We start from the raw sequence: 22,916 nt of genomic DNA, 5'->3' as shown, positions 1-22,916 counted from the left end.
GCGCGCCCCGGATACAAGGAGAACGACATGATGCATTCTGACCGCAAGGCAATCGCCTCGACCGTCGCCGTGTTCGCTTCGCAAGCCGGCCTGATCGGCGCGGTGCGCGGGCTGCTCGTCGCCGACGGCTCGGCTCCGTATTTCGTGCTGTTCGCGATCGCGGCGGGCATGCTCGGTTTCGTCGACCTGTATTGCCGGCCGATCTTCGCCCCCGCGTTCGCGCGGCAGCGCGTCGCATTCGCCGACCGTCGCCGGGGGGGCACGCGCGACGCATCGTGAACGGGATCCTGAGGCTCGCGTTCAAGCTGCTCGTCAACGACAGCGCGAAGTTCACCGCACTGATCGTCGGGATCACGTTCGCCGTGTTCCTGATGGTCGAGATGACGTCGCTGTTCGCAGGGATCCTGAACAAATCGTCGTCGACCGTCATCAACGTCGGCGCGAAGGTGTGGGTGATGGACCCCGGCGTGCAGACGATCGCGAGCAGCATCGGCATGCCGGCCTACGTGCTCGATGCGGTGCGCAGCGTCGACGGCGTCAAGTACGCGGTGCCGATCTATTCGGGCGGCGCGCTCGTGAAGCTTGCCGACGGCACCTATCAGGCCGTCACGGTGATCGGCCTCGACGACGCGAGCCTGCTCGGCCGGCCGACGATGAAGGCGGGCCGCATTGAGGACATCTACGCGGAAAACGGCTTCATCGCGATCGACGACGCCGAGTTCCCGAAGCTGAAGAACCCGAAGCTCGGCACGACGTTCGAGCTGAACGACAACCGCGGCGTGATCGTGGGCATCGCGAAGGTCGCGAGCAGCGGCCTGTTCGGCACGCCGACGCTCTACACGACCTACGCGCGCGCGACGCGCTACATCCCGTCGACGCGCTACACGACGTCGTACATCCTCGTCGAGCCGAAGTCGGACCGCGACGTCGCGCGCATCAAGCGGGAAGTCGCCGCGCTCGGCTATCGCGCGTACACGAAAGAAGAATTCATGAAGCGCATCTCGGACTTCTACAAGTACGAGACGGGCGTCGGCACGAACATCCTGCTGATGACGGCGATCAGCTTCATCGTCGGGCTGTCGATCTCGGGCCAGACGTTCTATACGTTCATCATCGAGAACCTCGAAAAATTCGGCGCGCTGAAGGCGATCGGCGCGAAGAACCGCGAGCTCGTCGCGATGATCCTGTTCCAGGCGACGTTCACCGCGCTCACGGGCTATGGCCTCGGCGTCGGCCTCTGCACCGCGCTCATCAGCTTCGCGCGGCTGCGCCTGCCGAGCTACGCGGCGCTCATCACGTACGGCAATCTCGCGCTCGCGTTCGGCATGGTCGTCGTGATCGCGGGGCTGTCGAGCTATCTCGGCGTGCGCCGCGTGCTGCAGATCGAGCCGTTCGACATTTTCAGGGGATGACGATGACGGGGCTGGCGATCGACGCGCGCGGGCTCACCAAGTGGTTCGGTGAGGGCGACGCGCGCACGCGCGCGCTCGCTGACGTGTCGGTGCAGGCGCGTTTCGGCGAGATGCTGCTGATCGTCGGGCCGTCGGGCAGCGGCAAGACGACGCTGCTCAGCGTGATGTCCGGCATCCTGCGGCCGGACGCGGGCAGCGTGATCGTCGACGGCGTCGATCTGTGGGCGCAGGACAACGACGCGATCGCCGAATTCCGGCTCAACCGGATCGGCTTCGTGTTTCAGGACTACCATCTGTTTCCGCGCCTGACGACGGCCGAGAACGTCGCGATTCCACTGATCCTCAAGCGCCGCGACTGGAATCGCGCGCTCGCCGACGCGCACGAATATCTCGACGTCGTCGGCCTGAGGAACCGCGCGTCGCTGCCGCCCGTGAAGCTGTCGGGCGGCGAGCAGCAGCGCGTCGCGATCGCGCGCGCGATCGTGAGCCAGCCGGACATCCTGATTCTCGACGAGCCGACGGCGTCGCTCGACGGCGACACGGGCCGCACGATCATCGATTTCGTCAAGCACAAGGTGCTCAGCGACAAGCGCTGCATCGTCATCGTCACGCACGACAGCCGCATCTTCGACTACGCGGACCGCATCCTGCGAATGGAGGACGGCAAGCTCACCGCGATCGAGAACGGGAGCGGCCTGTGAAGCGGCGTATCGTCTTCGTCGCCGCGATCGTCGGGTTTCTCGCGAGCGTCGCCGCCGCGTGGGTCTACAGCATCCAGGAGCCGCCGCAGCCGCCCGTGTTCAAGCCCGCGTCGAACCCGTATCCGCGCGGCGTCTACGCGACGGGCATCGTCGAGAGCGATCAGACCTCCGGCGCGAACGTGAACCTGTATCCGGACGTCACGGGCCCGGTCACGCGGATCTTCGTGCACGAGGGCGATGCGGTGAAGGCGGGCGACGCGCTCCTCGCGCTCGACGATTCCGTGCAGAAGGCGACCGCCGCGCAACTTGCCGCGCAGGCGGACGCCGCGCAGGCGATGCTCGACGAGCTGAAGGCGCAGCCGCGCCGCGAGACGCTCGACGTCGCCGCCGCGCAGGTGGAGGCGGCCGCCGCGAGCCTGAAGACCGCGCAGGATCAGTACGACAAGCAGCAGCGCGCGTTCGCGATCGATCCGAAGGCCGTGAGCCGCGACGCGCTCGACAACGCATCGAACGGCGTGAAGGTCGCGCGTGCGAACCTCGCTGTCGTCACGCGCCAGTACCGGCTCATGCGCGCGGGCGCGTGGGCCTACGACGTTCGCAACCAGGAGAAGCAGACCGCCGCGCTGCGCAAGGCGGCGGACGCGTCGGCCGCGCTGCTCGCGCGCTACACGCTGCGCGCGCCGGCGGACGGCGTCGTGCTCGCGATGAATGCGGCGCTCGGCTCGTATCTGTCGCCGCAGGGCATGTACGACACGTACACACAGGGCACGACGCCCGCGATCGTGCTCGGCTCGCCCGCGAGCCGCCTGCAGGTGCGCTGCTACGTCGACGAAATCCTGATCAGCCGGCTGCCGGCGGGCAAGGTGCCGCACGCGCACATGTCGGTGCGCGGCACGACGACCGAGGCGGATCTCGCGTTCGTGCGCGTGCAGCCGTACGTGACGCCGAAGATCCAGTTGTCCGACCAGCGGACCGAGCGCGTCGACGTGCGCGTCCTGCCCGTGATCTTCCGCGTCGTGCCGCGCAAGGACCTGCGGTTGTTTCCCGGGCAGATCGTCGATGTGTACATCGCGTCCGACTAGTCGCGCGCACCGGGGCCGGCTGCGCGGCGCTGCGCTCGCGCTCGGCTGCGCGGCGCTCGTCGCCGGCTGCGCGGTGGGGCCCGACTTCGTCCGGCCCGCGCGGCCGTCCGTCGCGGGCTACGTGCCGGACGACGCCGCGCGCACGCGCTTCGCGGCGAGCGGCGCGACGCAGACGCTCGCGCCCGACGCGCCGTTTCCCGATGCGTGGTGGCGGCTGTTCGGCTCGCGCAAGATCGACGCGGCCGTCGACGACGCGTTCGCCGGCAGCCCGACGCTCGCGCGCGCGCAGGCGACGCTCGCGCGCAGCGAGCACGAGCTGATCGCGGGCGCGGGCGTGTTCTATCCGCAAGCCGACGCGCAGGCGGGCGCGTCGCGGCAGCGCTACGTGCCGTTGCGCACGGGCGCGAATCTGCCCGCGTCGATCTTCAATCTGTTCACGTTGTCGACGACGGTCAGCTATGCGCTCGACATCTGGGGCGGCGAGCGGCGCAACGTCGAAGGGCTCGCCGCGCAGGCCGACGCGCAGCGCCATGCGCTTGCGGCCGCGCGCCTGACGCTCGCCGCGAACGTCGTCAACACGATGATCGCGCGCGCCGCGTATGCGGACGAGATTGCGGTCACGCGCGAGCTGATCGCGCTGACGGACGAGCAGATCCGCCTCACGCGCGCGCAGGTGAACGCGGGCGCGAGCGCATACTCGGCCGTGCTTTCGCTCGAGGCGGCGCGCGCGTCGCTCGATGCGTCGCTGCCCGCGCTCGAGCAGAAGACCGGCGAGGCCGACGACCTGCTCGCCACGCTCGCGGGCCGCTATCCGGCCGAGCGCGCGCCGCCTGAGCTGTCGCTCGCCGAAATCGCATTGCCGGCGGAGCTGCCGCAGACGGTGCCGTCCGAGCTCGTGCGCCGCCGGCCCGACATCCTGCAGGCCGAGGCGGCGCTGCATGCGGCGAGCGCGAACATCGGCGTCGCGACCGCGGCGCTGTTTCCGGGCGTCACGCTGTCCGCATCGGGCGGCTTCGACGCCACGCGCGCGTCCGCGCTGTTCGGCGCGGCGGGCAAGACGTGGAGCGTGGGCGCGTCGATCACCGCGCCGCTCTTTCATGGCGGCGCGCTCTGGTATCAGCGCAAGGCCGCGATCGACGCGTTCGACGAATCGAGCGCCGCGTATCGGCAAACTGTGCTGAGCGCATTCGCGCAGGTTGCCGACACGTTGCGCGCGCTCGATCACGACGCGGCGGCGCTCGATGCGCAGTCGCGCGCGACGGACGCGGCGCGCGAAGCGTTGCGGCTCGTGACGATCGAATTCGAGACGGGCGCGGCCGGCTATCTTCAGGTGCTGGCGGCCGATCAGCAATACCGGCAGGCGCGGCTTGCGTGGGTGCAGGCGAGCGCGCAGCGGCTGCAGGACACGGTCGCGCTGTATGCGGCGCTCGGCGGCGGGTGGGGCGATTCGCGGCAACGGTGACGTTCCCGCGCGCTGCGCGGGTCAGCGGGTCAGCGCCGCGCCGGTTTTCGCGAGCAGCCGCCGCAGCACGGCCGGCTTGCATTCCTCGACCATCAGGAAACGCGGCAGCGTGAGCATCGGCGTGTCGTGCCGGATCTTGCTCGGCTCGAGCGTGAAGCCCGCGACGTAGCCTGCCTCGCGCGCGGCCGCGCCGAGTTCGCCGTCGAACGCGCCGAACGGCCAGGCGAGCAGATCGACCGTGTTGCCGATCTCGCGCTCGATGCGCGCGCGGGCCTGTTCGAACTGCGCGCGCGTCGCATCGCGAAACGCCGCGGACGACCGGTGCGCGGCGTTCAGATCGGGATGCCACCACGCATGCGACTGCACGTCGAACCAGCCGGTCTTGTGCAGCACACGCAGTTGATGCCACGTGAGCGAGCCGGGCGATTCGTCGACCGCGGACGGATAGACGAACAGCGTGATCGGCACTCGCTCGCGCAGCGCGATCGTGCGCACCCAATCGAAGATCGACGCATGCCCCTCGTCGACCGTCAGCGCGACCGCCTTCGGCGGCAGCACGACGGGTTCGCCGCGCATCCAGCCGACGATGTCGCGCAACGGAACGATCCGGTAGCCGAGCCGGCGCAGGTACGCGAGCTGCGCTTCGAACGTCGCGGTGCCCACCGTCATCGGATCGGCGCCGGAGTCGTTCGAGAAGCGGTGATAGACGAGCACGGCGACGTCGGCCGGCGGCGCGTCGGCGGGCGCGCTGCTCGACGCATCGGCAGCGACGATCCGCGAGACGGGCCGCAAGCCGGGGCCGAAAACGGCCGTGCGCCAGGTGAACCGGGAACGAGATGGCATGGTGATGTTCGTCGCTGGGTTGTCGGGGCCGGCGTCGCGCCGGCGGCATGCAGGCTGCGATCGGAGGCCGGACGCGAGCGTTCTTCGCAGCGCGCCGAATGGCGCTGTCGGCGCATCGGCAGATGCTGCCAAGCGGCGCTGGACGAACGGACTTTCGAGCCTCGAGAGCAGCATGCGAAGCATTTGCGTACCAGCATGCGCCGCGCATGCCTGCGTGCGTTGAGCCAGGTCAACGCAGTCGCACCAATGCAGGGCGCCACTATAGGCGGATGCCGGCGATGTGACCGGTGGCCGCACGCAGGATTCTTGATGTGCGTCAAATCCGCGCCCGTTTGCATGTTGCATGTCGTCGATGCGGATTGCCGGGGCGGCGATGCGCCGTTCGCGCGGGTCCGCTTCGCTTGATTCGCGGGCGGAGCGCATTCCGGATATCGACAGCGCCATTGCCGGAGCCGAACGTATGCCGCAAGTCGATTTTTATTCGACGCGCGCAACAAGAAATGGCGCGAATAAATCGAAATGGAATCCTGAGCATTTCTCGTCGCTCGATGACCTCGATTCGCCGCCCGACACACGGCAGGATTCCTGAATGAACATCGCATGACGCATCCCTCAACCGGCAGCGCGACCGACGCCGTCCGCCACTGCCCCGTGCCGATGATTCCGCTGCGGCTGCGGCTGAATCTCAATTCGCAGTTCTATTCGCCGTATCCGCTGCACGTCGTCGGCCTGCAGGCCGCGAGCATGGTCAAATGTCCCGGCGTCGCGTTCGATCCGGTCGAGATCTTCGATGCGGTCCGGCACGCGCCGCGCAGCGTACACCGCATCGTGTGGGCGCTGCCGCTGCGCGCTGGCGAGCGCGAGGGCGCGCGCGTCGTGATGGACAAGTCGCTCGACAGCGTGCACTACGCCGACGCCCTGATCGCGCGCCATCCGCAGCGCGTGCTGACGATCCGCTACGAAGACTTCCTGTCGGATCAGGCAGCACACGCTGCAGCGCGTATGCGCGTTCTTCGGCATCGAATTCCTGCCGCGGATGCCCGACATCGCGAATTCGTCCGAGGCGCGGCGCATCTCGCGCATGTCCGCGCTGTGGGCGTCGAACTGCTCGACGTATCCGACTGACGAATGCCGCGGGAACGCCGCGCGTGCGCGCCCGTCGACGATCGATCTTCGATCCTCCGCACATGCGGCTCGCGAAGCGCCGGTCCGTACTTGACGTGCATCAGGAAATCCGTGGCGCGCGTATGCAAAGCTGTCCTGAAGCGGCGGATGCGCGCCGCGTTTTCAGGGGGAGCGAGCGATGAAAACGGACAGGCAGATCAAGCAGGAAGTCGAGGACGAACTGACGGGCGACCCGATGATCGACGTCGCGCATTTCAGCGTCGACGTCGCCGGGCACATCGTCACGCTGACCGGCCATCCGTCGAGCTACGCGGAAAAGCTCGCGGCCGAGATGGCGGCGAACCGGGTCGCGGGCGTGCGGGCGGTCGTCATCGACGTGCAGGTGCGGTTGCCTGGCGACGACGTGCGCACCGACGAGGCGATCGCCGACGCCGTGCGGTCGATGCTGCACTGGACCGTCGGGCTGCACGACGCGGCCGTGCAGGTGCAGGTCGAATCGGGCTGGGTGACGTTGTCGGGCAAGGTTGACTGGTCGTATCAGAGCCATGTCGCGGTTCGCGCGATTTCGCAGATGCGCGGTGTGACGGGCGTGACGAACCAGATCGAAGTCCTCGGCGACGTGAGCGCCGACGAGATCGCGGGCGGCATCCGGCGCGCGATGCAACGCCATGCGGAGCGCGAGGCGAATCATATCGACGTGGCGGTCAAGGACGGCACCGTCACGCTGTCGGGCAAGGTCGGCTCGTATGCGGAACGCGCGGTCGCGCGCGGCGCCGCCTGGTCGACGCGCGGCGTGCGGGCGGTGGTCGACGATCTGGTCGTCGAGTGACGGTTGGAAAAGACGCTCGCGAGCCGTCGAGAGGAGATGGTGTTGCGTGGCTCGCGAGACGAAAACGAATGAAGACGTGCGCGCGGACGGCGGCGCGAAGCGCACGCGCGCCCGCTTCGGCTAGCGGCAGCCGGATGCGTAGCGGCGCGACGCGGAATTGGTGCGGCGGCTGCGCGCGCGGGCGGCGACGGCGCGCGACGTGCGCGTGCTGCGGCACCGCGAGCAGCGGGCCGGGGTTTCGCAGGCGAGCATGTCAGTGGTCTGCGTCGAGTAGCGAATGTTCGAGCGCGGTCACGAAGCGCATCAGCGACGCGACGGAGCCGGCGACGCTCTGATAGCGTTCGCGGCCGATCTGGCCGTCGAGCGTGACGAGCATGCCGGCTTCGCGCGCGAGCGCGAGGAGCGCGTCGGCCCGATCGGCGCGTGCCGCCGGCTGCGCGGCGCGATCCGCTTCGGGGGCGGGCGTCGCTTCGGCGCGGCCATAAGCTAGGTAGCCCGATTCCGTATAGACGTCCTGGTATGACATGGCGGCCTCCTGATTCCCGTGGCGCGATCCTCGTTGCATTCGTCGCGCAATGCGTGTCTGCAATGACAGTATCGGGCGGCGCGAGCTCGGTTCCAAGCAGCGCGCACCGAGCTTGCCGTAGGAAATGCGGCGGGCTTATCGGCGTTTTCCTACAGATCGGATGCGCGCGTTCGCCAATGTAGGAAAGCCCCTTACGGGAGAACCCGGAAAGAGCGCGACGACGAGCGCGGAATGCGCGCGAGCGGCGCTGCGGGGCTACGCGGGGTGATGCTGGCCGCCGATCGCGGCCCAGATCTCGTCGGCGGTTTCGCAGAACCGGAACAGTTCCACGTCGCGCGGATCGATCATCCCTTCGTCGACGAGAAACCCGAAATCGACCGCCGAGCGCCAGAACGCGCAGCCCACCAGCACGACGGGCAGCGACGCGATCTTGCGGGTTTGCAACAGCGTCAGCACTTCGAACAATTCGTCGCAGGTGCCGTAGCCGCCGGGGAAGAACACGGCGGCCTTCGCGCGCTCTAGCAGGTGCAGCTTGCGGATCGCGAAGTAGTGGAAGCGAAAGCACAGCTCGGGCGTCACGTAGGGATTCGGATGCTGCTCGCGCGGCAGCGTGATGTTGAGCCCGACGCTCGGCGCGCCCGCTTCGTGCGCGCCGCGATTGGCCGCCTCCATGATGCCCGGGCCGCCGCCCGTGATGATCGTGAGGCGCCGCGGATGCGGCGAGGGGCCGGTCTCGCCGACGAGCCGGCCGAGATCGCGCGCGACGCCGTAGTAATGGCTGCGCTCGAGCAGCCGCATCGCGACGCTGACCGCATGGCGCCGCTCGGGATCGTTCGGACGCTCGGCGAGCCCGCGCTGCGCGTCGGCGAGCCTCGCGCGCGCGACGGCGGGCGACACGATCCGCGTGCTGCCGTAGACGACGACCGTATCGCAGATGCCGAAGCGCTGCAGCGTTTCCTCGGTCTTCCAGTAATCGAGCTGCAAGCGCACGCCGCACATTTCGGGGCGTTGCAGGAACGCGAGATCCTCGTCGGCCTGCCGGTACGTCGGGCTCGATACGAGCCGCTCGACGGCGGCCGACAGCGGCGCGCGTTTCTTCGGCGCGATGCGCGCGCGACGCGGCGTCGCGCGCTTTCTGGCGACAGGCGCGGAGGCGGGCGTGGCGGCTTGCGCGCGGCGGCGCTTGACGCGTGGCGGAGGCGGTCGGTTCATCGCGCTGTCCGGATACGGAAGGTCGGGACGATGACCACGTTAAGCCGGATCGTTGCGCGCCGCTTGATCGCGGTCAACGCCGGCCGACAAAGCCGGGGCGACGATGCGCGGCTGTCCCGCGCCGCCGCGAAGTCGGCGCGCGCCCGCGTTGCAGCAGAGCGGCGCGCCCGGTATCGGACTCACGCTTGACGCATATCAAGCGACATCCGTCGGGGAGCCGGAAGATGCTAGTCAGGCGCCCCGAAGATGGACGCAATGCTTATCGCTCCGGCACGTCATCCCGCTTTGCCGCATGAGCGCCAGGGGAGAAAGGGCAATGGGAATTGGAATGCAGATCGCTTATTTCGGCTTCGCCGGATCGGCGCAGCTCGAAGCCGAGGCGAGCATCCAATTGATCCGACTGGAGCGATTCGGTGCGCGCCTCGCGGGCTGTCACCTCGCGATCGAGGCGCTCGGCGCCGGCACCGCGCACACGACGTACGACGTCCGTCTCGATCTGATCACGCGCGACTACGAACTGAAGCCGATTCCGCACATGACGGGCGCCGATCCGCTCGACGCGATCCAGCGGGCATTCGACGCGGCGGAACGCGAGCTTGCCGCGGCGTTCGCGTGACGGCTCGGCGATCCGGCGACCTGACGCCCGGCGGCGGCCGCGCGGCGAAGCGGGCGGCGCGAATCCGAAGGCGGATCGCGTGTTGCCGGCGATCCTGCCGCACGGCGATCCGATGATCCCGCTGCCCGGCGAATTGCCGAAACGATCGCCGGCCGGAATCGCGATTCCGTGACTCGACGAGCCAGCGCACCGGCGCGGCGCCGTCCGCTCAGGACGTCTCTCGCCCCGTGAACAGTTCGTGCTCGGCGGGCGCGCCGGCTTCGTCGACGCACTGCACATGCCATTCGCCGACGACTGGCGCGCGATGCGCGTGCGGGTGCGGATACCAGCGCGCCGCGCCCGTCTCGCCCTCGAACGGGCCCCGCTTCGCGCCAAGGTCGAGACCTTCGAGCACGCACAGCGAATGCGCGTCGTCGGCGCCCGTCACGCGCGTCGCGCCGTCGCGGCAGACGATGTTGCCCCACGCAGGCAGTTCGACGCCCGCATGGCCTTCGCGCGACCACCTGCGCTTCGCCGTGTCGATCCACAGGATCGCGTAGGCGGCCGGATCGGTGGACGCGAACGTATCGAGATGAACGGTGATGCGCACGGTTCGCTCCTTGTCGAACGCGCGGCGATGCCGCGCTACTGACTCATGACCCATTGAATCAACGTATGCGCGTCTTCCTCCGACAGCGGGCCGTCGCGCTCGGGGGCGGTCGGCATCGGCGTATCGCCCCAGTGCGCGCGCCCGCCGCGGCGCAGCTTCTGCTCGAGCATCGCGGCGGCGTTCGGCACGTCGCGATAGCGTTCCGCGATCTGATGAAACGACGGCGCGAGAAACGGCATGTTCGGCGCGTGGCAGAACATGCAATGCTGCTGGTCGACGAGCGCGGTCGGCTCGCGCACCTGCGCGTGGGCGCCGCTCGCCGCGCCGACGCAGACCGCGCTCAGCGTGCACGCCAGCGCGATATTCTGCAGACTGTTCGTCATGGCGTGCGCCTCGCTCGGGAGATCCGATTCCAGTCTAAGCAGCGGCGGGGAGCGGCGATTGACGCAGGTCAATGCAGTTCGGGTGAAATCGTCGCGGGCGGGCGCAGGCGCGACCCGGCGACGCTTGACGCAAGTCAAGCCGCGCCCGCGCCGCGGGGGTTCAATCGATGACGATGGGCCTACGCTGGAACCGTCGGATTCGATGACGGACAGGGAACACGCATCATGCGCCAGGACATGCTTTTCGATTCGCTGCTCGCCGCCGCGCAGCGTCGTTCGATCACGGAGGGAGAGCTGATGCACATGCTCGATGACGAAATCTCGCGCCTCGCGGACGGCGCGCGCGTTCACGACTATCTGCGCGTGATCGCGATCAGGCGCGTGCGCGAACGGATCGCGTCGCCCGCGCGCGCGGCGGACGACGCGCATGCGCGTCGTCCGGGAGCGCGTTGATGCGCGCGATGGTGTTCGACGGCGGCGCGCCGCGGCTGCGCGAAACCGAGCTGCCGGACCCTGTGCCGGCGGCGGGGCAATTGTTGATCGACGTGCACGCGTGCGGCGTGTGCCGCACCGATCTGCACGTCGTCGACGGCGATCTGCGCGATCCGAAGCGGCCGGTGATTCCGGGGCACGAGATCGTCGGCACGGTCGCCGCGCTCGGCGCGGGCGCGAAGGGCTTTGCGATCGGCGAGCGCGTCGGCGTGCCGTGGCTCGGCCGCACGTGCGGCCACTGCGCGTATTGCGCGAGCGGCCGCGAGAACCTGTGCGATGCGCCGGGCTTCACCGGCTACACGATCGACGGCGGCTACGCGCAGCGCACGGTCGCCGACGCGCGCTTCTGCGTGCACGTGCCGAGCCGCTACGACGATATCCATGCGGCGCCGCTGCTGTGCGCGGGCCTCATCGGCTACCGGACGCTGAAGATGGCGGGCTCCGCGCGGCGCATCGGCCTGTACGGCTTCGGCGCGGCCGCGCACCTCGTCGCGCAGGTCGCGCGCTTTCAGGGGCGCACCGTCTACGCGTTTACGCGCCCGGGCGACGCCGCCGCGCAGCAGCTCGCGCGCCGGCTCGGCGCCGCATGGGCGGGCGGCAGCGACGAAGCCGCGCCCGAGCGGCTCGACGCGGCGCTGATCTTCGCATCGGTCGGCGCGCTCGTGCCGGCCGCGCTCGCGGCGGTCGTCAAGGGCGGCATCGTCGTGTGCGGCGGGATTCACATGTCGGACATTCCGTCATTTTCGTACGACTTGTTGTGGGGCGAGCGGCGGATCGTGTCGGTCGCGAACCTGACGCGCGACGACGCGGCGGAATTCATGCGGATTGCGAACGACGTGCAGCTCGACGTGGAGGCGACGCCGTATCCGCTCGCGCAGGCGAACCAGGCGCTCGACGATCTGCGCGCCGGACGTCTGACGGGGGCGGCGGTGCTGACGATGCGCTGAGGCGGGGCGGCGCGCAACGCACCGCGTCAGCCGCCCGGAACGGACACGCCTGCGGCGTGCGGGCGCGGCTGCGCGTCGAGATGCGGACATGCCGGCATGCCGAAACGTCGGCGCGTCCGCTCGGCGCCGCGCCGCCGCGCGCGATGCGTCACACGCGCGCGAGCCCCTGCGGATCGGTGATGCGGATCTGCTTGCCGCGCGGCGCGATCAGCTTGTCGCGCTGGAACTTCGACAGCATCCGGCTGACCGTCTCGAGCTTCATCCCGAGATAGCAGCCGATTTCCTCGCGCGTCATCCGCAGGTTGAACTCCGACGCGGAATAGCCGCGTTTCTGGAAACGCTCGGAGATGTTGAGCAGGAAGGCGGCGACGCGCTGCTCGGCCGTCATCGTGCCGAGCAGCATCATCAGGCTCGATTCGCGGACGATTTCGCCGCTCATCAACTGATGCACGTGGTGCTGCATCGGCTTCACTTCGCGGCACACGGCCTCGAGCTGCGCGAACGGGATGATGCAGACGGTGCTGTCCTCGAGCGCGATCGCGTCGCTGTTGTGGCGGCCGCTGCACACGCCGTCGAGGCCGAGCGTCTCGCCGACGATCTGAAAGCCCGTCACCTGCTCGCGGCCGTCGCGGTGCATGACGACCGTCTTGAACGAGCCGGTGCGCACCGCATAGATGCTCTGGAACGTGTCGTGCGTGCGAAACAGTGCGTCGCCGCGCTTGACGTGGCGCGTCGTGCACACCATCGCGTCGAGCCGGGCCAATTCGCTCGGCGTGAGGCAGGCCGGCATGCACACGTTGCGTATCGCGCAGGTCGAGCAGCGGGTCGCCGGCAGCTTCGGCGCGTCGTCGGCCATGACGGGGTGCGGCAGGAACACCGGCCGCTGCGGCTCGGTGCAGGGCGCGGCTTCATTGGCAGAGGCGGTTGGCATAATCGACTCCTTTCATGCGCGACGCCCGACTGGCACGATCGGGCGTGGCGTACACGTGGCGCGGCACGCGGTGCCGCTCTGCGCGACGGCGTCGACGAAGCGATCGACGCGCGCCGCGCGGCGTGCCGGACGGCGACTGCAAGCTGCCGGGGTGGTCGCCCGGGGCCAGGCTCGCACGTCGTCGTGCGCAATCCGCCATTTCGTTGCGATTGCCGAACCGGCCGACGCAAGCTGCCCGCTAAGAGCATAGACGACGAAACGCGGGTCGGAGCGATCCTCCACGGACTGCCCCTGTGATTGCCAGTATGGAACGCGGATTGCTGCATCGAAATTGGCAAACATTGAACTTGGCGTAAGCATCAGCGTAGCGCTGTAGGTCGTTTCCTACAGCAGTGGCACGGAGTGTTGCTGTTTGTTCGTTTGACTCAGGTCAACGGATCGCGTGAGTGCGCGCTTACAGTAAAACGCGATAGCTTTGAGGGGTTTCACCTCGCGTCGCGGCGGCGGGCGAAGGCATGTCGCCGCACACGCGAATCGGCGCGCGCGTTCGCCGCGCGCCGCGAGCAACACATTTCTCAACCCATGCCCGGATGGCGACCGCGCGACCCCGTTTGCGGGGCGCGCGGCGTCGATGCCGCACCGGGCACCTCATCGGGAGGCCGTGATGGAAGCAAAACGCGTGGCGTTCGTGACGGGCGGTATGGGCGGATTGGGTGCGGCAATCAGCCGGAGGCTGCACGACGCCGGCATGGCTGTGGCGGTGTCGCATTCGGAGCACAACGATCATGTGTCGACGTGGCTGATGCACGAGCGCGATGCCGGACGCGATTTCAAGGCGTATGCGGTCGACGTCGCGGATTTCGAATCGTGCGAGCGGTGCGCGGAGAAGGTGCTCGCGGATTTCGGCAAGATCGACGTGCTGATCAACAATGCGGGGATCACGCGCGATGCGACGTTCGTGAAGATGACGAAGGGCGACTGGGACGCGGTGATGCGAACCGATCTCGACGCGATGTTCAATGTGACGAAACAGTTCATTGCTGGCATGGTCGAGCGGCGCTTCGGACGCATCGTCAACATCGGTTCGGTGAACGGCTCGCGCGGCGCATTCGGTCAGGCGAACTACGCATCGGCGAAGGCGGGCATTCACGGCTTCACGAAGACGCTCGCGCTCGAAACGGCGAAGCGCGGGATCACGGTCAACACGGTGTCGCCCGGCTATCTCGCGACCGCGATGGTCGAAGCGGTGCCGCAGGACGTGCTCGAAGCGAAGATCCTGCCGCAGATCCCGGTCGGCCGGCTCGGCCAGCCCGATGAAGTGGCCGCGTTCATCGCGTTCCTGTGCTCGGACGACGCGGCGTTCATCACCGGCGCCGATCTCGCGATCAACGGCGGGATGCACATGTCCTGACCAGAGTGCGCCGACGCCGTTCGGACGGCTTCGGCGCACTTCGGCGGTCGAGCGGTGCGCTGCGGCCGGACACGATGCGCGTGCGGCGGCCGGCGTCGCGCTGCCTTGTCGTGCGGCGCTTGCATCACATGACGAAAATCACATGACGAAAACGGCGCATGCCGCAATGTCCAGCCGATTCAGGCGATGCGTTCGATGCGTTCGGCGCAGCGAAGCCGCCGGACATCGGCGCATGCCCGGCGCTTCGCGCCTCTCGCCGGAATCATTTCGTGTGAGCAGGCCCATCCTCGAGCTCGACCGATTCGAGATACGACGGCACTTCGCAGCGCCAATGCAGGGTTTCCTCGATCCGCCGCCGCAGCGCGTCGGCCGCCGCGGGCTCGCCGTGCGTGACGAACGTGCGCGCGGGGGCGCTCGATTGCGCGCCGAGCCATCCGAGGATCTCGCCGTAGTCCGCGTGCGCGGACAGCGACGAGATCATCTCGACCTGCGCGCGCACGCGCACGTATTCGCCGTGAATCTTCAGCGTCGGCTCGTGCGCGGCGAGCGCCGCGCCGCGCGTGCCCGCCGCCTGATAGCCGACGAGCAGGATCGTGTTGCGGCTGTCGGGCGCGTAGCGCTCGAGATGGTGCAGCACGCGGCCGCCCGTCGCCATGCCGCTGCCCGCGATGATGACCATCGGCCCGTTGTGATCGGCGATCGCCTTCGATTGCTCGACCGTGCGCACCATCACCGCCGCTTGGCCGATCGCGTCCGCGTCGGACATCGTGAGCCGGTGATCGGAGAGCCGCCGCCGGTAGAGCTCGGTGACGCTCGTCGCCATCGGGCTGTCGAGAAAGACGGGTACGTGCGGCATCCTCCCGGTCTTCTTCAGTTGCGCGATGTAGTGGAGAATCTCCTGCGCGCGCCCGACCGTGAAGCACGGCATCACGACCACGCCGCCGCGCGCGAACGTCTTCGCGAACACGTCGGCGAGCTCGGTCTCGGGGTCGCTCGCGTCGTGCAGCCGGTCGCCGTACGTCGATTCGACGACGAGATAGTCCGCATGAACGGGCGGCACGGGCGCGCGCATGATCGGATCGTGCGCGCGGCCAAGGTCGCCGGAGAACGCGAGCAGCGTGTGCCGCCAGCAGACGACGACGCTCGCCGCGCCGAGAATGTGGCCGGCGGGCAGCAGGCGGAAGTGCAGGCCGCCCGCGAGCGCCGTCGGCGCGTCGAAATCGCGCGGCGCGAGGCGCTCGAGCGCGCGCTGCGCGTCGTCGGCCGTATAGAGCGGCAACGCCGGATGGTGTTTCGAGTAGCCGTGGCGATTCGCGAAATCGGCTTCTTCCTCGAGGAGCCGCGCGCTGTCCATCAGCATGATTTCGCTGAGCGCCGCGGTGCCGTGCGTGCAATAGACCGGCCCGCGGAAGCCCTCGCGCACGAGCACGGGCAGATAGCCGCTGTGATCGAGATGCGCGTGCGTGAGCACGACGGCGGCGATCGAGCCGGCGGGCACGGGCAGCGGGCTCCAGTTGCGCAGCCGCAGCTTCTTCGTGCCCTGGAACAGCCCGCAGTCGATCAGGACGCGTGTTCCGGCGTGCTCGAGCAGGTACTTCGAGCCCGTGACGGTTTCCGTCGCGCCGAGAAACGTCAGTTTCATGAGACCCCCTGAAAAGCGTGTGATGTCCGATGAGCCCATTGCACTACACGCGACGGGCTCATTGCTGACGTGGATCAACCTGCGAGGCGGAGCTTCCCGGGCGCGAGGCAACAAGGGGGCGAACCGGCAAAGGGGGGAACCGGCGAAGACACCGGCGCGCCGTTTGAAGGCCGCGCTCGGGCGTCGCCGCGCGCCGCGTGCGCCGGACGCTTGCGCGGGCGAGTAGGGGAAACTCCGCAGCGAAGAATGTGTTTTTTGCGCGAAGTCGTTCTTGCGCAGAGTTTGAACGTCTCCTATGATTACATCAATCAATGTAACGTTGATTGATGGTTTGATGTGATGGCGACCGCGCCCCTATTCCCAAATCGGCTCATCGGGGCGTTGCATCGAGTCGCACCGATGTCCCCTGACGGGACCAATGGAGACAAACACCGTGAATGCAATTGTTCGTCGCGATATCCGCTTCGCCCTGCCGCCCGGCCGCATCTGCGACTGGCACGCCGCCGGCGTGGGCGTGACGCACCTGTTCAACGCGCTGTCGCTGCTGTTCCCGGCGGGCGAGCGCTTCTTCATGGATTCGGTGCGCAACTATCGCGACCGGGTCGAGGAGCCTGGCCTGAAGCGCGACATCGCCGGCTTCATCGGCCAGGAAGCGATGCATACGCGCGAGCACGTCGAATTCAACGATCTGCTGCAGTCGGCGGGCCTGCCCGCGCACAAGCTCGACAAGCGCCTGTGGACGGTGCTCGGCTGGTTCAAGAAAGCGCTGCCGCACTCGATGCAGCTCGCGATCACGATGGCGCTCGAGCACTACACCGCGATGTTCACGGGCCTCGTGCTCGCGAACCGCATCACGTTGAGCGAAGTCGACGGCTATCGCCAGATGTGGATGTGGCACTCGATGGAGGAAACCGAGCACAAGGCGGTTGCATACGACGTGTGGCGCACCGTGATGAAGCCGAGCCTCGCGAGCTACCTGCTGCGCACGGGCGCGATGCTGCTCGTCACGGTCGTGTTCTGGGCGACGCTGTTCGACTTCAACACGCGCCTGTTGATCTCGCATCGCCGCCGCATCGGCAAGGGGCTCGGCATCGGCAAGCTGGTCAAGTATCTGTGGGGCCCGAAGAACGGCATCTTCGCGCTGATCGCGCGCGAATGGATCGACTACTTCCGCCCGGGCTTCCATCCGTGGGATCACGACAACAGCGCGCATCTGGAGCGCCTCGACGATCTGATCGCCGAGATCGACGCGAGCAATGCGCGCCTGGCGGCGAAGGCCGCGCCCCGCCGGGTGCCGCTGCATCCGGTGCCGCGGGCGGTGTAACGCAGGACAAGCAGGCAAATCAGGGAGAAGAGAAGGGCCGCTACGAGCGGCCCTTCCGTTTTTTTCGGGGCGCCGCTGCGCCGGGGGAGCATGCTCGGCCGCCGCTCGTGTTCGTGCTTATCGCGTCGTCTCGCGGCGTTTTCGTGTTGCGAACCATTGCGCGCCGCAGCGAAGATCGGCCGATTTCGCATTCTTCATATTTTTCGATGCCGCGCTGCATCGGACGAGCGCCGGCCCACGATGCGCGCGGCGAGCCCCGAGCCGCCGCGCTCGGTGCGCAACCCATTGATCGGCAAAGCGTTTTTCCCGCGTCGATCTTGCGCGTCGCAGCACGTCATGTTGCAGGCGAGCTCTGATGAATCGGGTAGAATCCGCGCTGCGCAAAAAATGCGTGCGGCGCGGCGCGCCCGGTCGGCACCGGGCGGCGCGCCGCGGATCGTCCTGGGGACGCGCCGAATCCGGCGTCCTGCCCGGCGCGGCGTCGAACCGTCGCCCGCCGCTTTTGCCAGCCCGTTATGTCACCACACCCGAATTCCGACAGCTCAACCGCACAATCGAATCCTCCTCGGCTGCGCCGCAGCCTGAAAGCCCGCCACCTGACGATGATCGCGATCGGCGGCTCGATCGGCACGGGCCTGTTCGTCGCGTCCGGCGCGTCCATCTCGCAGGCGGGCCCCGGCGGCGCGATGCTCGCCTATCTGTTGATCGGCCTGATGGTTTACTGCCTGATGATGAGTCTCGGCGAGATGGCCGCGTTCATGCCGGTGTCGGGCTCGTTCGCGACGTACGGCGCGAAATACGTCGAGGAAGGCTTCGGCTTCGCGCTCGGCTGGAACTACTGGTACAACTGGGCGGTGACGATCGCGGTCGAGCTCGTCGCCGCGCAGCTCGTCATGCATTACTGGTTTCCGGACGTGCCGGGCGTCTGGTGGAGCGCCGCGTTCCTCGGCGTGATGTTCCTCCTCAACGTCCTGACCGTGCGCGGCTTCGGCGAGGCCGAATACTGGTTCGCGCTCATCAAGGTCGTGACCGTGCTCGCGTTCATCGGCGTCGGCCTGCTGATGATCTTCGGCATCCTGAAGGGCGGCCCGAGCAACGGCTGGAGCAACTTCACGATCGGCGACGCACCGTTCGCGGGCGGCCTGCCCGCGATGATGGGCGTCGCGATGATCGCCGGCTTCTCGTTCCAGGGCACCGAGCTGATCGGCGTGGCCGCCGGCGAATCGGAAAACCCGCGCACGACGATTCCGCGTGCGGTGCGTCAGGTGTTCTGGCGAATTCTGCTGTTCTACGTGCTCGCGATCTTCGTGATCGGCGTGCTGATTCCGTACACCGATCCGAACCTGCTGAAGAGCGACGTGACGGACGTCGGCGTGAGCCCGTTCACGCTCGTGTTCCGCCACGCGGGCCTTGCGTTCGCCGCCGGCGTGATGAACGCGGTGATCCTGACCGCCGTGCTGTCGGCGGGCAACTCGGGGATGTATGCGTCGACGCGGATGCTCTACAACCTCGCGACCGAGGGCCGCGCGCCGAAACTGTTCGCGAAGCTCTCGGCGGGCGGCGTGCCGCGCAACGCGCTGTATGCGACGACTGCCGTCGGCGCGCTGTGCTTCCTGTCGTCGCTGTACGGCGACAAGACGGTGTATCTGTGGCTGCTGAACACGTCGGGGATGACGGGCTTCATCGCGTGGCTCGGCATCGCGCTCAGCCACTACCGTTTCCGCAAGGGCTACGTGCGCCAGGGCTTCTCGGTCGGCCAACTGCCGTATCAGTCGAGCCTGTATCCGTACGGCCCGATCTTCGCGTTCGCCCTGTGCATCGTGATCGCGCTCGGCCAGGACTATCAGGCGTTCCTCGCGAACAGGATCGACTGGGTCGGCGTGCTCGCGACCTACGTCGGCATTCCGCTCTTCCTCGTCGTGTGGCTCGGCTATCGGCTCGTTCACAAGACGCGCTGGGTCCGCTACGAAGACATGGACATCGCGTCATGGGTGGCCGAGCACGAGCGCGCGGCGGCGCATGACGCGCGCGAAGCGGCGGCCATTCGCGTGCCGTCGAGTCCCGAGGCGGCGTCGTAACGCATCGCGTCCCGCAGCGCTCGTTCGTTTCGCTGCAAATTCGACAGGCGGCCGGCCCGGCATCGGGCGCGGCCGCTTTTTTATTTGAGTTGCCCGTCGTTTTTTCTTCTTGGCCGTCGCGCCGCGCTGTGCGTGCGGCGCGCCCGCTTACGGCGCGGCGAACACGTCGGTGCGGTTCGCCGTGTTGCCCGAGTTCGTCTGCACGAAGAACGGCAGGAACGACGTGCCGCGCGTGTCGAGCCCCGCGTAATCGCCGATGAAGAAGCCTTCAGCGACAGGCGCGGTCCGCATGTCGAACGGGCCGGCGATCCGGCGCTCGGTGCCGAACGTGCGGCCGCCGTCGGCCGACAGCGTGCGCCAGTAGTTGGTCGGCAGCGTAGTCGTGTTGCCGGCCTGCAGATCGCGGAAGTCGTAATACGTGACCGCGACGACGCCCGCCGAATTCACCCGCACCGACGGATTGAACGCGGGCCGCCCGCTCGGCGTGTTCACGCGGATCGGCGCGCTCCACGTCGCGCCGCCGTCGGACGACGTCGACAGCGCGATCTCGTCGTACAGGCCGCCGTTGAAGCGCGAGTCCTGCCAGACGACGTACAGTTGGCCCGTCGCGGGATCGATCGCGGGCTCGGGGATGATGTCGCCTGTGCGAACCGGTTCGTTCGTATTCGGATCGGTGACGGACACCGTCTGCAGGCCGGACACGATTTGCGGCTTCGTCCAGGTCGCGCCGTCGTCGGTCGACTTGATGAACGCGACCTTGCCCGCGGCCGCGCTGAACGGCGGCTGGATCAGATCGAAGAAATCGTATAGCGCGCCGCTGCGCGGATCGACGACGATCTGATTGCCGATCGTCTGCTGCCGCGACGGCACGTCGACGATCACGGCCGGCGCGCTCCACGTCTTGCCGCCGTCGGCCGTCTTCGAGAAGAACGTCGGCCCGCGATACGCGGCCGTGTGCAGGTTCGCGTGCGGATTGCCGGTCGGCTGCTCGAGCCGGTCCCACACCGCGTATGCGGTGCCCGCCTTCTTCGGATTCGCCGTCACCGATTCCTTGTCGTTGAAGAACTGCGTGGTCGGCTCGTTGTCGGCGATGAGCAGCGTCGGCGCGCTCCAGGTCTGGCCGCCGTCCGTCGAGACCGATGCCGCGACCGAGTTGCTGTTGTTCGACTGGTTGAACGAGATCGACACCGAGTACGCGGTGCCGTCGGGCCCGATCGACACCCACGGATCGGACGCGCGTTCGTATGCGAGGCCGCCCGCGCACGCGCTGAACGGCAGGTTCGTCTGTTTCCACGTGAGGCCGCCGTCGAACGAATAGCCGGCGACGAGGCCGTGCGCGCCGCCGTTCGACCAGCGGTCCTGCTGCCACGCGCCGATCACGTTGGACGGGTTCGCGGGATTCACCGCAACCCACGGCTCGACTTCCGCGTTCACATAGTTGGTGCCGGGGCCGCCGATCGTGCAACTGGCGAACGGACTCGGACCGGAGACGAGCACGGGCGCGCCGTGCGCGGCCGCGGCCATCGCAAGGGCCGCCGCGGCGGAGATTCCGGTGACAAACGAGACAGGCAAGGCAATGCGTCGCATGGACAACTCTCCTCGGTGAGCGGCGGCGGCGACTGCCGAACCAAAGCGGCGCGAGCGCGCGAGACGTCGCGTTCGTCGTCACGGGCCGCCCCCTTGGTCGGCGCGATCGAATGAGGTCATCGACGCGCGCGGGGTGCCGCGCTCGCTTTCGCTTCGCCGTTATCGACTGTCGCCATCCGCCATCGCTGGGTTCCGCCAGCGCATCGGTACGACTCTCTCGTTTCTTGTTGCTGCCGTCATGCGGCGGTGCGCGACGGTCGGCCGCGCGCGCCGCGAAGTCACGGCGACGAATGCCTCGAAGTGGATTGCAATGTAGGCAACTTCGCGCGTGGCGACAGGAACTTTTTTGTAACAGAGCGTAGCGTCGGAAAGAGACGGAATTGGCTTAAGGATGCTGAAAGAATCGGGCGGAAGATTTGCCGATCGCGCGGGCTTTTCGTGCGCAAGGCGCGTAAGCGAAATGCCAATCGTTCTTCGTTTGGCTGGTGTTTCGAATGCGGCGGTGCATCGATGTTCCGGGCGGAGCACGCGTGTACGTCATCGAATCGTCGTTCGTTCGCGCTCGATTCGGATGCCGATGTATTGCGAGCGGCGCGCGTGACGCATGGCGAGCGCGCCGCGCGCGCGAACGCGGCGCTCGCCGCGTCAGTCAGGCGTGGCGATTCGCGCGCGCGTTGCGCCATCGCGCGAGCGGGCGCGTCGCGAACCAGTGCGTCGCGAGCACGAACGCGACGCCGATCAGGCCGCCGGCCAGTACGTTGACGACGCGCTCGGCGGCGATCGCCGCCGACTGCTGTGCGATCCACGATGCGCACGCGATGCACGCGCAGCGCGCGCCGAAGCCGGTCGCGTAATGGCGGAACGCGACGAGCGTGAGAACCGATGCGAGCGTCGCGAGCGTGTAGACGAGCGCGCCGTGCGGCAGTGCGTAGCCGGCCGCGAGACCGAGCGGCACGCCGACGAGTGCGCCGAGGCCGCGATCGCGCAGCTTCAGGCGCGCGGTGGCTGCATCGCCGGTGACGACGCTCGCGGCAGACCAGATCGCCCATTGCCCGTTGTCGATGTGCAGCCATTCGACGAGCAGCGCGGCGACGGCCGCCGCGAGCGCGACCGCGACGATTGCCTGCGCCGCATCGCTCCATGCGGCGGGCCGGCCGAGATCGCGTGCGTCGCGCCAGCGCGCGAGCGCGTGCAGGCGCTGCGCCGCGGGCGCGCCGCGCAGCGCCTGCACGCAAGACAGCGCGACGGGCGGCAGCATCGCCGCGCACAGGTAGGGGACGAGCCGCGGCGCGCAATGCTGCGCGGCCGCGGCCTCGCAGGTCAGATACAGCGACGGGATGAAGACGAAGTTGCCGAGCGAGCGCAGCCGCGCGCCGAAGCGCGACAGCGCGACGGCCGCGGCCGCGAGCGCCGCGCAGCCGCCGACGAATGCCGGCCACGCGCTCAGTGCGTGCGACAGCGACAGGAAGCCGGCGACAATCGCCGCGCCTTGCGCGAGCGCGCCGAGCGGCGCAATGCCGACGCGCTCGACGGCGATCGCGATCGACACCGTCGCGATCGATGCGAGCAGCCAGCGCGCATCGCCCGTCGCGCCGTACAGCGCGATCGTCGGTGCGCAAACGACGAGCGTGCGGCCGAGCGTCGGCAAGTCGAATGCGTGGCCGATCCGGGCGGCGAGCGCGGCGCGGATCGCGCGGATCATGCGGGCCTTGCGCGAGCCGCGC

The 22,916-nt window shown here is 68.4% G+C and carries 22 protein-coding genes and 2 pseudogenes; 14 read left to right on the top strand and 10 right to left on the bottom strand.

What is annotated here, in order from left to right:
* Window positions 1-27 precede the first annotated feature (27 nt).
* The 5 genes from AQ610_RS30135 to AQ610_RS30115 are packed head-to-tail and all read left to right on the top strand — an operon-like array spanning window position 28 to window position 4,657.
* Window positions 28-279, top strand: coding sequence for a DUF2964 family protein (locus AQ610_RS30135; protein WP_009915824.1), 252 nt, complete (start codon window positions 28-30; stop codon window positions 277-279).
* Window positions 276-1,412 (top strand): ABC transporter permease, encoded by a 1,137-nt coding sequence (locus tag AQ610_RS30130; RefSeq protein WP_006028053.1) that lies wholly within the window; start codon window positions 276-278, stop codon window positions 1,410-1,412. Before AQ610_RS30135 ends, AQ610_RS30130 begins: the two co-directional genes overlap by 4 nt.
* Window positions 1,409-2,113 (top strand): ABC transporter ATP-binding protein, encoded by a 705-nt coding sequence (locus tag AQ610_RS30125; protein WP_006028052.1) that lies wholly within the window; start codon window positions 1,409-1,411, stop codon window positions 2,111-2,113. The genes AQ610_RS30130 and AQ610_RS30125 overlap by 4 nt, the downstream gene beginning before the upstream one ends.
* Window positions 2,110-3,195 carry an HlyD family secretion protein gene (locus tag AQ610_RS30120; protein WP_006028051.1) on the top strand — a complete coding sequence of 362 codons (1,086 nt, stop codon included), beginning with the start codon at window positions 2,110-2,112 and terminating at the stop codon, window positions 3,193-3,195. The genes AQ610_RS30125 and AQ610_RS30120 overlap by 4 nt, the downstream gene beginning before the upstream one ends.
* Window positions 3,173-4,657: an efflux transporter outer membrane subunit gene (locus tag AQ610_RS30115; protein WP_006028050.1), complete on the top strand. Its 1,485-nt coding sequence runs from the start codon at window positions 3,173-3,175 to the stop codon at window positions 4,655-4,657. The genes AQ610_RS30120 and AQ610_RS30115 overlap by 23 nt, the downstream gene beginning before the upstream one ends.
* A 21-nt stretch (window positions 4,658-4,678) precedes the next feature.
* Here AQ610_RS30115 and AQ610_RS30110 read toward each other — a convergent pair whose 3' ends face one another.
* Window positions 4,679-5,500: a polysaccharide deacetylase family protein gene (locus AQ610_RS30110; protein ID WP_043283010.1), complete on the bottom strand. Its 822-nt coding sequence runs from the start codon at window positions 5,498-5,500 to the stop codon at window positions 4,679-4,681.
* Window positions 5,501-5,843: 343 nt separating this feature from the next.
* On the opposite strand from AQ610_RS30110, the gene AQ610_RS36665 reads away from it, so the two are divergent.
* The 3 genes and pseudogenes from AQ610_RS36665 (at window position 5,844) to AQ610_RS30100 (ending at window position 7,454) form a co-directional block, all read left to right on the top strand.
* Window positions 5,844-6,089 carry a hypothetical protein gene (locus AQ610_RS36665; protein ID WP_009915818.1) on the top strand — a complete coding sequence of 82 codons (246 nt, stop codon included), beginning with the start codon at window positions 5,844-5,846 and terminating at the stop codon, window positions 6,087-6,089.
* A gap of 11 nt (window positions 6,090-6,100) precedes the next feature.
* Window positions 6,101-6,608, top strand: a pseudogene (locus tag AQ610_RS30105) (sulfotransferase); the annotation flags it as partial.
* 195 nt (window positions 6,609-6,803) lie between these two features.
* The gene (locus AQ610_RS30100; protein WP_006028047.1) at window positions 6,804-7,454 is read left to right on the top strand and encodes a BON domain-containing protein; all 651 of its coding nucleotides are present in this window, start codon (window positions 6,804-6,806) and stop codon (window positions 7,452-7,454) included.
* Between the two features lie 253 nt (window positions 7,455-7,707).
* On the opposite strand, the gene AQ610_RS30095 is transcribed toward AQ610_RS30100, so the two are convergent.
* The gene (locus tag AQ610_RS30095; protein WP_006028046.1) at window positions 7,708-7,980 is read right to left on the bottom strand and encodes a hypothetical protein; all 273 of its coding nucleotides are present in this window, start codon (window positions 7,978-7,980) and stop codon (window positions 7,708-7,710) included.
* 255 nt (window positions 7,981-8,235) lie between these two features.
* Window positions 8,236-9,192: an LOG family protein gene (locus AQ610_RS30090; protein ID WP_006028045.1), complete on the bottom strand. Its 957-nt coding sequence runs from the start codon at window positions 9,190-9,192 to the stop codon at window positions 8,236-8,238.
* Between the two features lie 328 nt (window positions 9,193-9,520).
* On the opposite strand from AQ610_RS30090, the gene AQ610_RS30085 reads away from it, so the two are divergent.
* A complete protein-coding gene (locus AQ610_RS30085; protein WP_006028044.1) occupies window positions 9,521-9,808 on the top strand; it encodes a hypothetical protein in 288 nt (95 codons plus the stop codon).
* Window positions 9,809-10,016: 208 nt separating this feature from the next.
* On the opposite strand, the gene AQ610_RS30075 is transcribed toward AQ610_RS30085, so the two are convergent.
* The gene (locus tag AQ610_RS30075; protein WP_006028043.1) at window positions 10,017-10,451 is read right to left on the bottom strand and encodes a DUF3564 domain-containing protein; all 435 of its coding nucleotides are present in this window, start codon (window positions 10,449-10,451) and stop codon (window positions 10,017-10,019) included.
* Window positions 10,433-10,780, bottom strand: a complete 348-nt coding sequence (locus AQ610_RS30070) for a c-type cytochrome (protein ID WP_006028042.1) — start codon at window positions 10,778-10,780, stop codon at window positions 10,433-10,435. Before AQ610_RS30070 ends, AQ610_RS30075 begins: the two co-directional genes overlap by 19 nt.
* Before the next feature lie 225 nt (window positions 10,781-11,005).
* Between AQ610_RS30070 and AQ610_RS30065 the strand changes: the two genes are divergently transcribed.
* Together AQ610_RS30065 and AQ610_RS30060 are read left to right on the top strand one after the other, a co-directional pair.
* Window positions 11,006-11,233: a DUF3562 domain-containing protein gene (locus AQ610_RS30065; protein WP_009915813.1), complete on the top strand. Its 228-nt coding sequence runs from the start codon at window positions 11,006-11,008 to the stop codon at window positions 11,231-11,233.
* Window positions 11,233-12,219, top strand: a complete 987-nt coding sequence (locus AQ610_RS30060; RefSeq protein ID WP_015603136.1) for a zinc-dependent alcohol dehydrogenase family protein — start codon at window positions 11,233-11,235, stop codon at window positions 12,217-12,219. The genes AQ610_RS30065 and AQ610_RS30060 overlap by 1 nt, the downstream gene beginning before the upstream one ends.
* A gap of 148 nt (window positions 12,220-12,367) precedes the next feature.
* On the opposite strand, the gene AQ610_RS30055 is transcribed toward AQ610_RS30060, so the two are convergent.
* A complete protein-coding gene (locus AQ610_RS30055; RefSeq protein WP_006028039.1) occupies window positions 12,368-13,150 on the bottom strand; it encodes a helix-turn-helix domain-containing protein in 783 nt (260 codons plus the stop codon).
* A 664-nt stretch (window positions 13,151-13,814) separates the two neighbouring features.
* Between AQ610_RS30055 and AQ610_RS30050 the strand changes: the two genes are divergently transcribed.
* On the top strand, window positions 13,815-14,561 hold the full coding sequence (locus AQ610_RS30050; protein ID WP_006028038.1) for a beta-ketoacyl-ACP reductase: 747 nt from the start codon (window positions 13,815-13,817) through the stop codon (window positions 14,559-14,561).
* Window positions 14,562-14,823: 262 nt separating this feature from the next.
* On the opposite strand, the gene AQ610_RS30045 is transcribed toward AQ610_RS30050, so the two are convergent.
* Window positions 14,824-16,203 carry an MBL fold metallo-hydrolase RNA specificity domain-containing protein gene (locus tag AQ610_RS30045; RefSeq protein WP_006028037.1) on the bottom strand — a complete coding sequence of 460 codons (1,380 nt, stop codon included), beginning with the start codon at window positions 16,201-16,203 and terminating at the stop codon, window positions 14,824-14,826.
* A 433-nt stretch (window positions 16,204-16,636) separates the two neighbouring features.
* Here AQ610_RS30045 and AQ610_RS30040 point away from each other — a divergent pair, with 433 nt between their 5' ends.
* Window positions 16,637-17,527 carry a metal-dependent hydrolase gene (locus AQ610_RS30040; protein WP_006028036.1) on the top strand — a complete coding sequence of 297 codons (891 nt, stop codon included), beginning with the start codon at window positions 16,637-16,639 and terminating at the stop codon, window positions 17,525-17,527.
* 117 nt (window positions 17,528-17,644) lie between these two features.
* Here the strand turns inward: AQ610_RS30040 and AQ610_RS37805 are convergent.
* A pseudogene (locus AQ610_RS37805) lies at window positions 17,645-17,865 on the bottom strand (hypothetical protein).
* A gap of 177 nt (window positions 17,866-18,042) precedes the next feature.
* Between AQ610_RS37805 and AQ610_RS30035 the strand changes: the two are divergent.
* Window positions 18,043-19,605, top strand: a complete 1,563-nt coding sequence (locus AQ610_RS30035; protein ID WP_009915804.1) for an amino acid permease — start codon at window positions 18,043-18,045, stop codon at window positions 19,603-19,605.
* 147 nt (window positions 19,606-19,752) lie between these two features.
* Here the strand turns inward: AQ610_RS30035 and AQ610_RS30030 are convergent, their stop codons facing one another.
* On the bottom strand, window positions 19,753-21,192 hold the full coding sequence (locus tag AQ610_RS30030; RefSeq protein WP_015602625.1) for a sialidase family protein: 1,440 nt from the start codon (window positions 21,190-21,192) through the stop codon (window positions 19,753-19,755).
* A gap of 649 nt (window positions 21,193-21,841) precedes the next feature.
* A complete protein-coding gene (locus AQ610_RS30025) occupies window positions 21,842-22,894 on the bottom strand; it encodes an FUSC family protein (protein WP_006028033.1) in 1,053 nt (350 codons plus the stop codon).
* Window positions 22,895-22,916: the final 22 nt, after the last annotated feature.

The organism is Burkholderia humptydooensis (genome assembly GCF_001513745.1).
GTDB classification, from domain to species: domain Bacteria; phylum Pseudomonadota; class Gammaproteobacteria; order Burkholderiales; family Burkholderiaceae; genus Burkholderia; species Burkholderia humptydooensis.
This window is presented reverse-complemented; position numbering and strand designations above follow the sequence as displayed.

Bases quoted from the DNA above. Each gene is read 5' to 3' on its own strand.
- AQ610_RS30045 (WP_006028037.1), bottom strand. From the start codon at position 16,203: ATGAAACTGACGTTTCTCGGCGCGACGGAAACCGTCACGGGCTCGAAG.
- AQ610_RS30050 (WP_006028038.1), top strand. From the start codon at position 13,815: ATGGAAGCAAAACGCGTGGCGTTCGTGACGGGCGGTATGGGCGGATTG.
- AQ610_RS30135 (WP_009915824.1), top strand. From the start codon at position 28: ATGATGCATTCTGACCGCAAGGCAATCGCCTCGACCGTCGCCGTGTTC.
- AQ610_RS30125 (WP_006028052.1), top strand. From the start codon at position 1,409: ATGACGATGACGGGGCTGGCGATCGACGCGCGCGGGCTCACCAAGTGG.
- AQ610_RS30055 (WP_006028039.1), bottom strand. From the start codon at position 13,150: ATGCCAACCGCCTCTGCCAATGAAGCCGCGCCCTGCACCGAGCCGCAG.
- AQ610_RS30095 (WP_006028046.1), bottom strand. From the start codon at position 7,980: ATGTCATACCAGGACGTCTATACGGAATCGGGCTACCTAGCTTATGGC.
- AQ610_RS30060 (WP_015603136.1), top strand. From the start codon at position 11,233: ATGCGCGCGATGGTGTTCGACGGCGGCGCGCCGCGGCTGCGCGAAACC.
- AQ610_RS30110 (WP_043283010.1), bottom strand. From the start codon at position 5,500: ATGCCATCTCGTTCCCGGTTCACCTGGCGCACGGCCGTTTTCGGCCCC.
- AQ610_RS30035 (WP_009915804.1), top strand. From the start codon at position 18,043: ATGTCACCACACCCGAATTCCGACAGCTCAACCGCACAATCGAATCCT.
- AQ610_RS36665 (WP_009915818.1), top strand. From the start codon at position 5,844: ATGTCGTCGATGCGGATTGCCGGGGCGGCGATGCGCCGTTCGCGCGGG.
- AQ610_RS30090 (WP_006028045.1), bottom strand. From the start codon at position 9,192: ATGAACCGACCGCCTCCGCCACGCGTCAAGCGCCGCCGCGCGCAAGCC.
- AQ610_RS30085 (WP_006028044.1), top strand. From the start codon at position 9,521: ATGCAGATCGCTTATTTCGGCTTCGCCGGATCGGCGCAGCTCGAAGCC.
- AQ610_RS30030 (WP_015602625.1), bottom strand. From the start codon at position 21,192: ATGCGACGCATTGCCTTGCCTGTCTCGTTTGTCACCGGAATCTCCGCC.
- AQ610_RS30065 (WP_009915813.1), top strand. From the start codon at position 11,006: ATGCGCCAGGACATGCTTTTCGATTCGCTGCTCGCCGCCGCGCAGCGT.
- AQ610_RS30075 (WP_006028043.1), bottom strand. From the start codon at position 10,451: ATGGGTCATGAGTCAGTAGCGCGGCATCGCCGCGCGTTCGACAAGGAG.
- AQ610_RS30025 (WP_006028033.1), bottom strand. From the start codon at position 22,894: ATGATCCGCGCGATCCGCGCCGCGCTCGCCGCCCGGATCGGCCACGCA.
- AQ610_RS30070 (WP_006028042.1), bottom strand. From the start codon at position 10,780: ATGACGAACAGTCTGCAGAATATCGCGCTGGCGTGCACGCTGAGCGCG.
- AQ610_RS30100 (WP_006028047.1), top strand. From the start codon at position 6,804: ATGAAAACGGACAGGCAGATCAAGCAGGAAGTCGAGGACGAACTGACG.
- AQ610_RS30115 (WP_006028050.1), top strand. From the start codon at position 3,173: ATGTGTACATCGCGTCCGACTAGTCGCGCGCACCGGGGCCGGCTGCGC.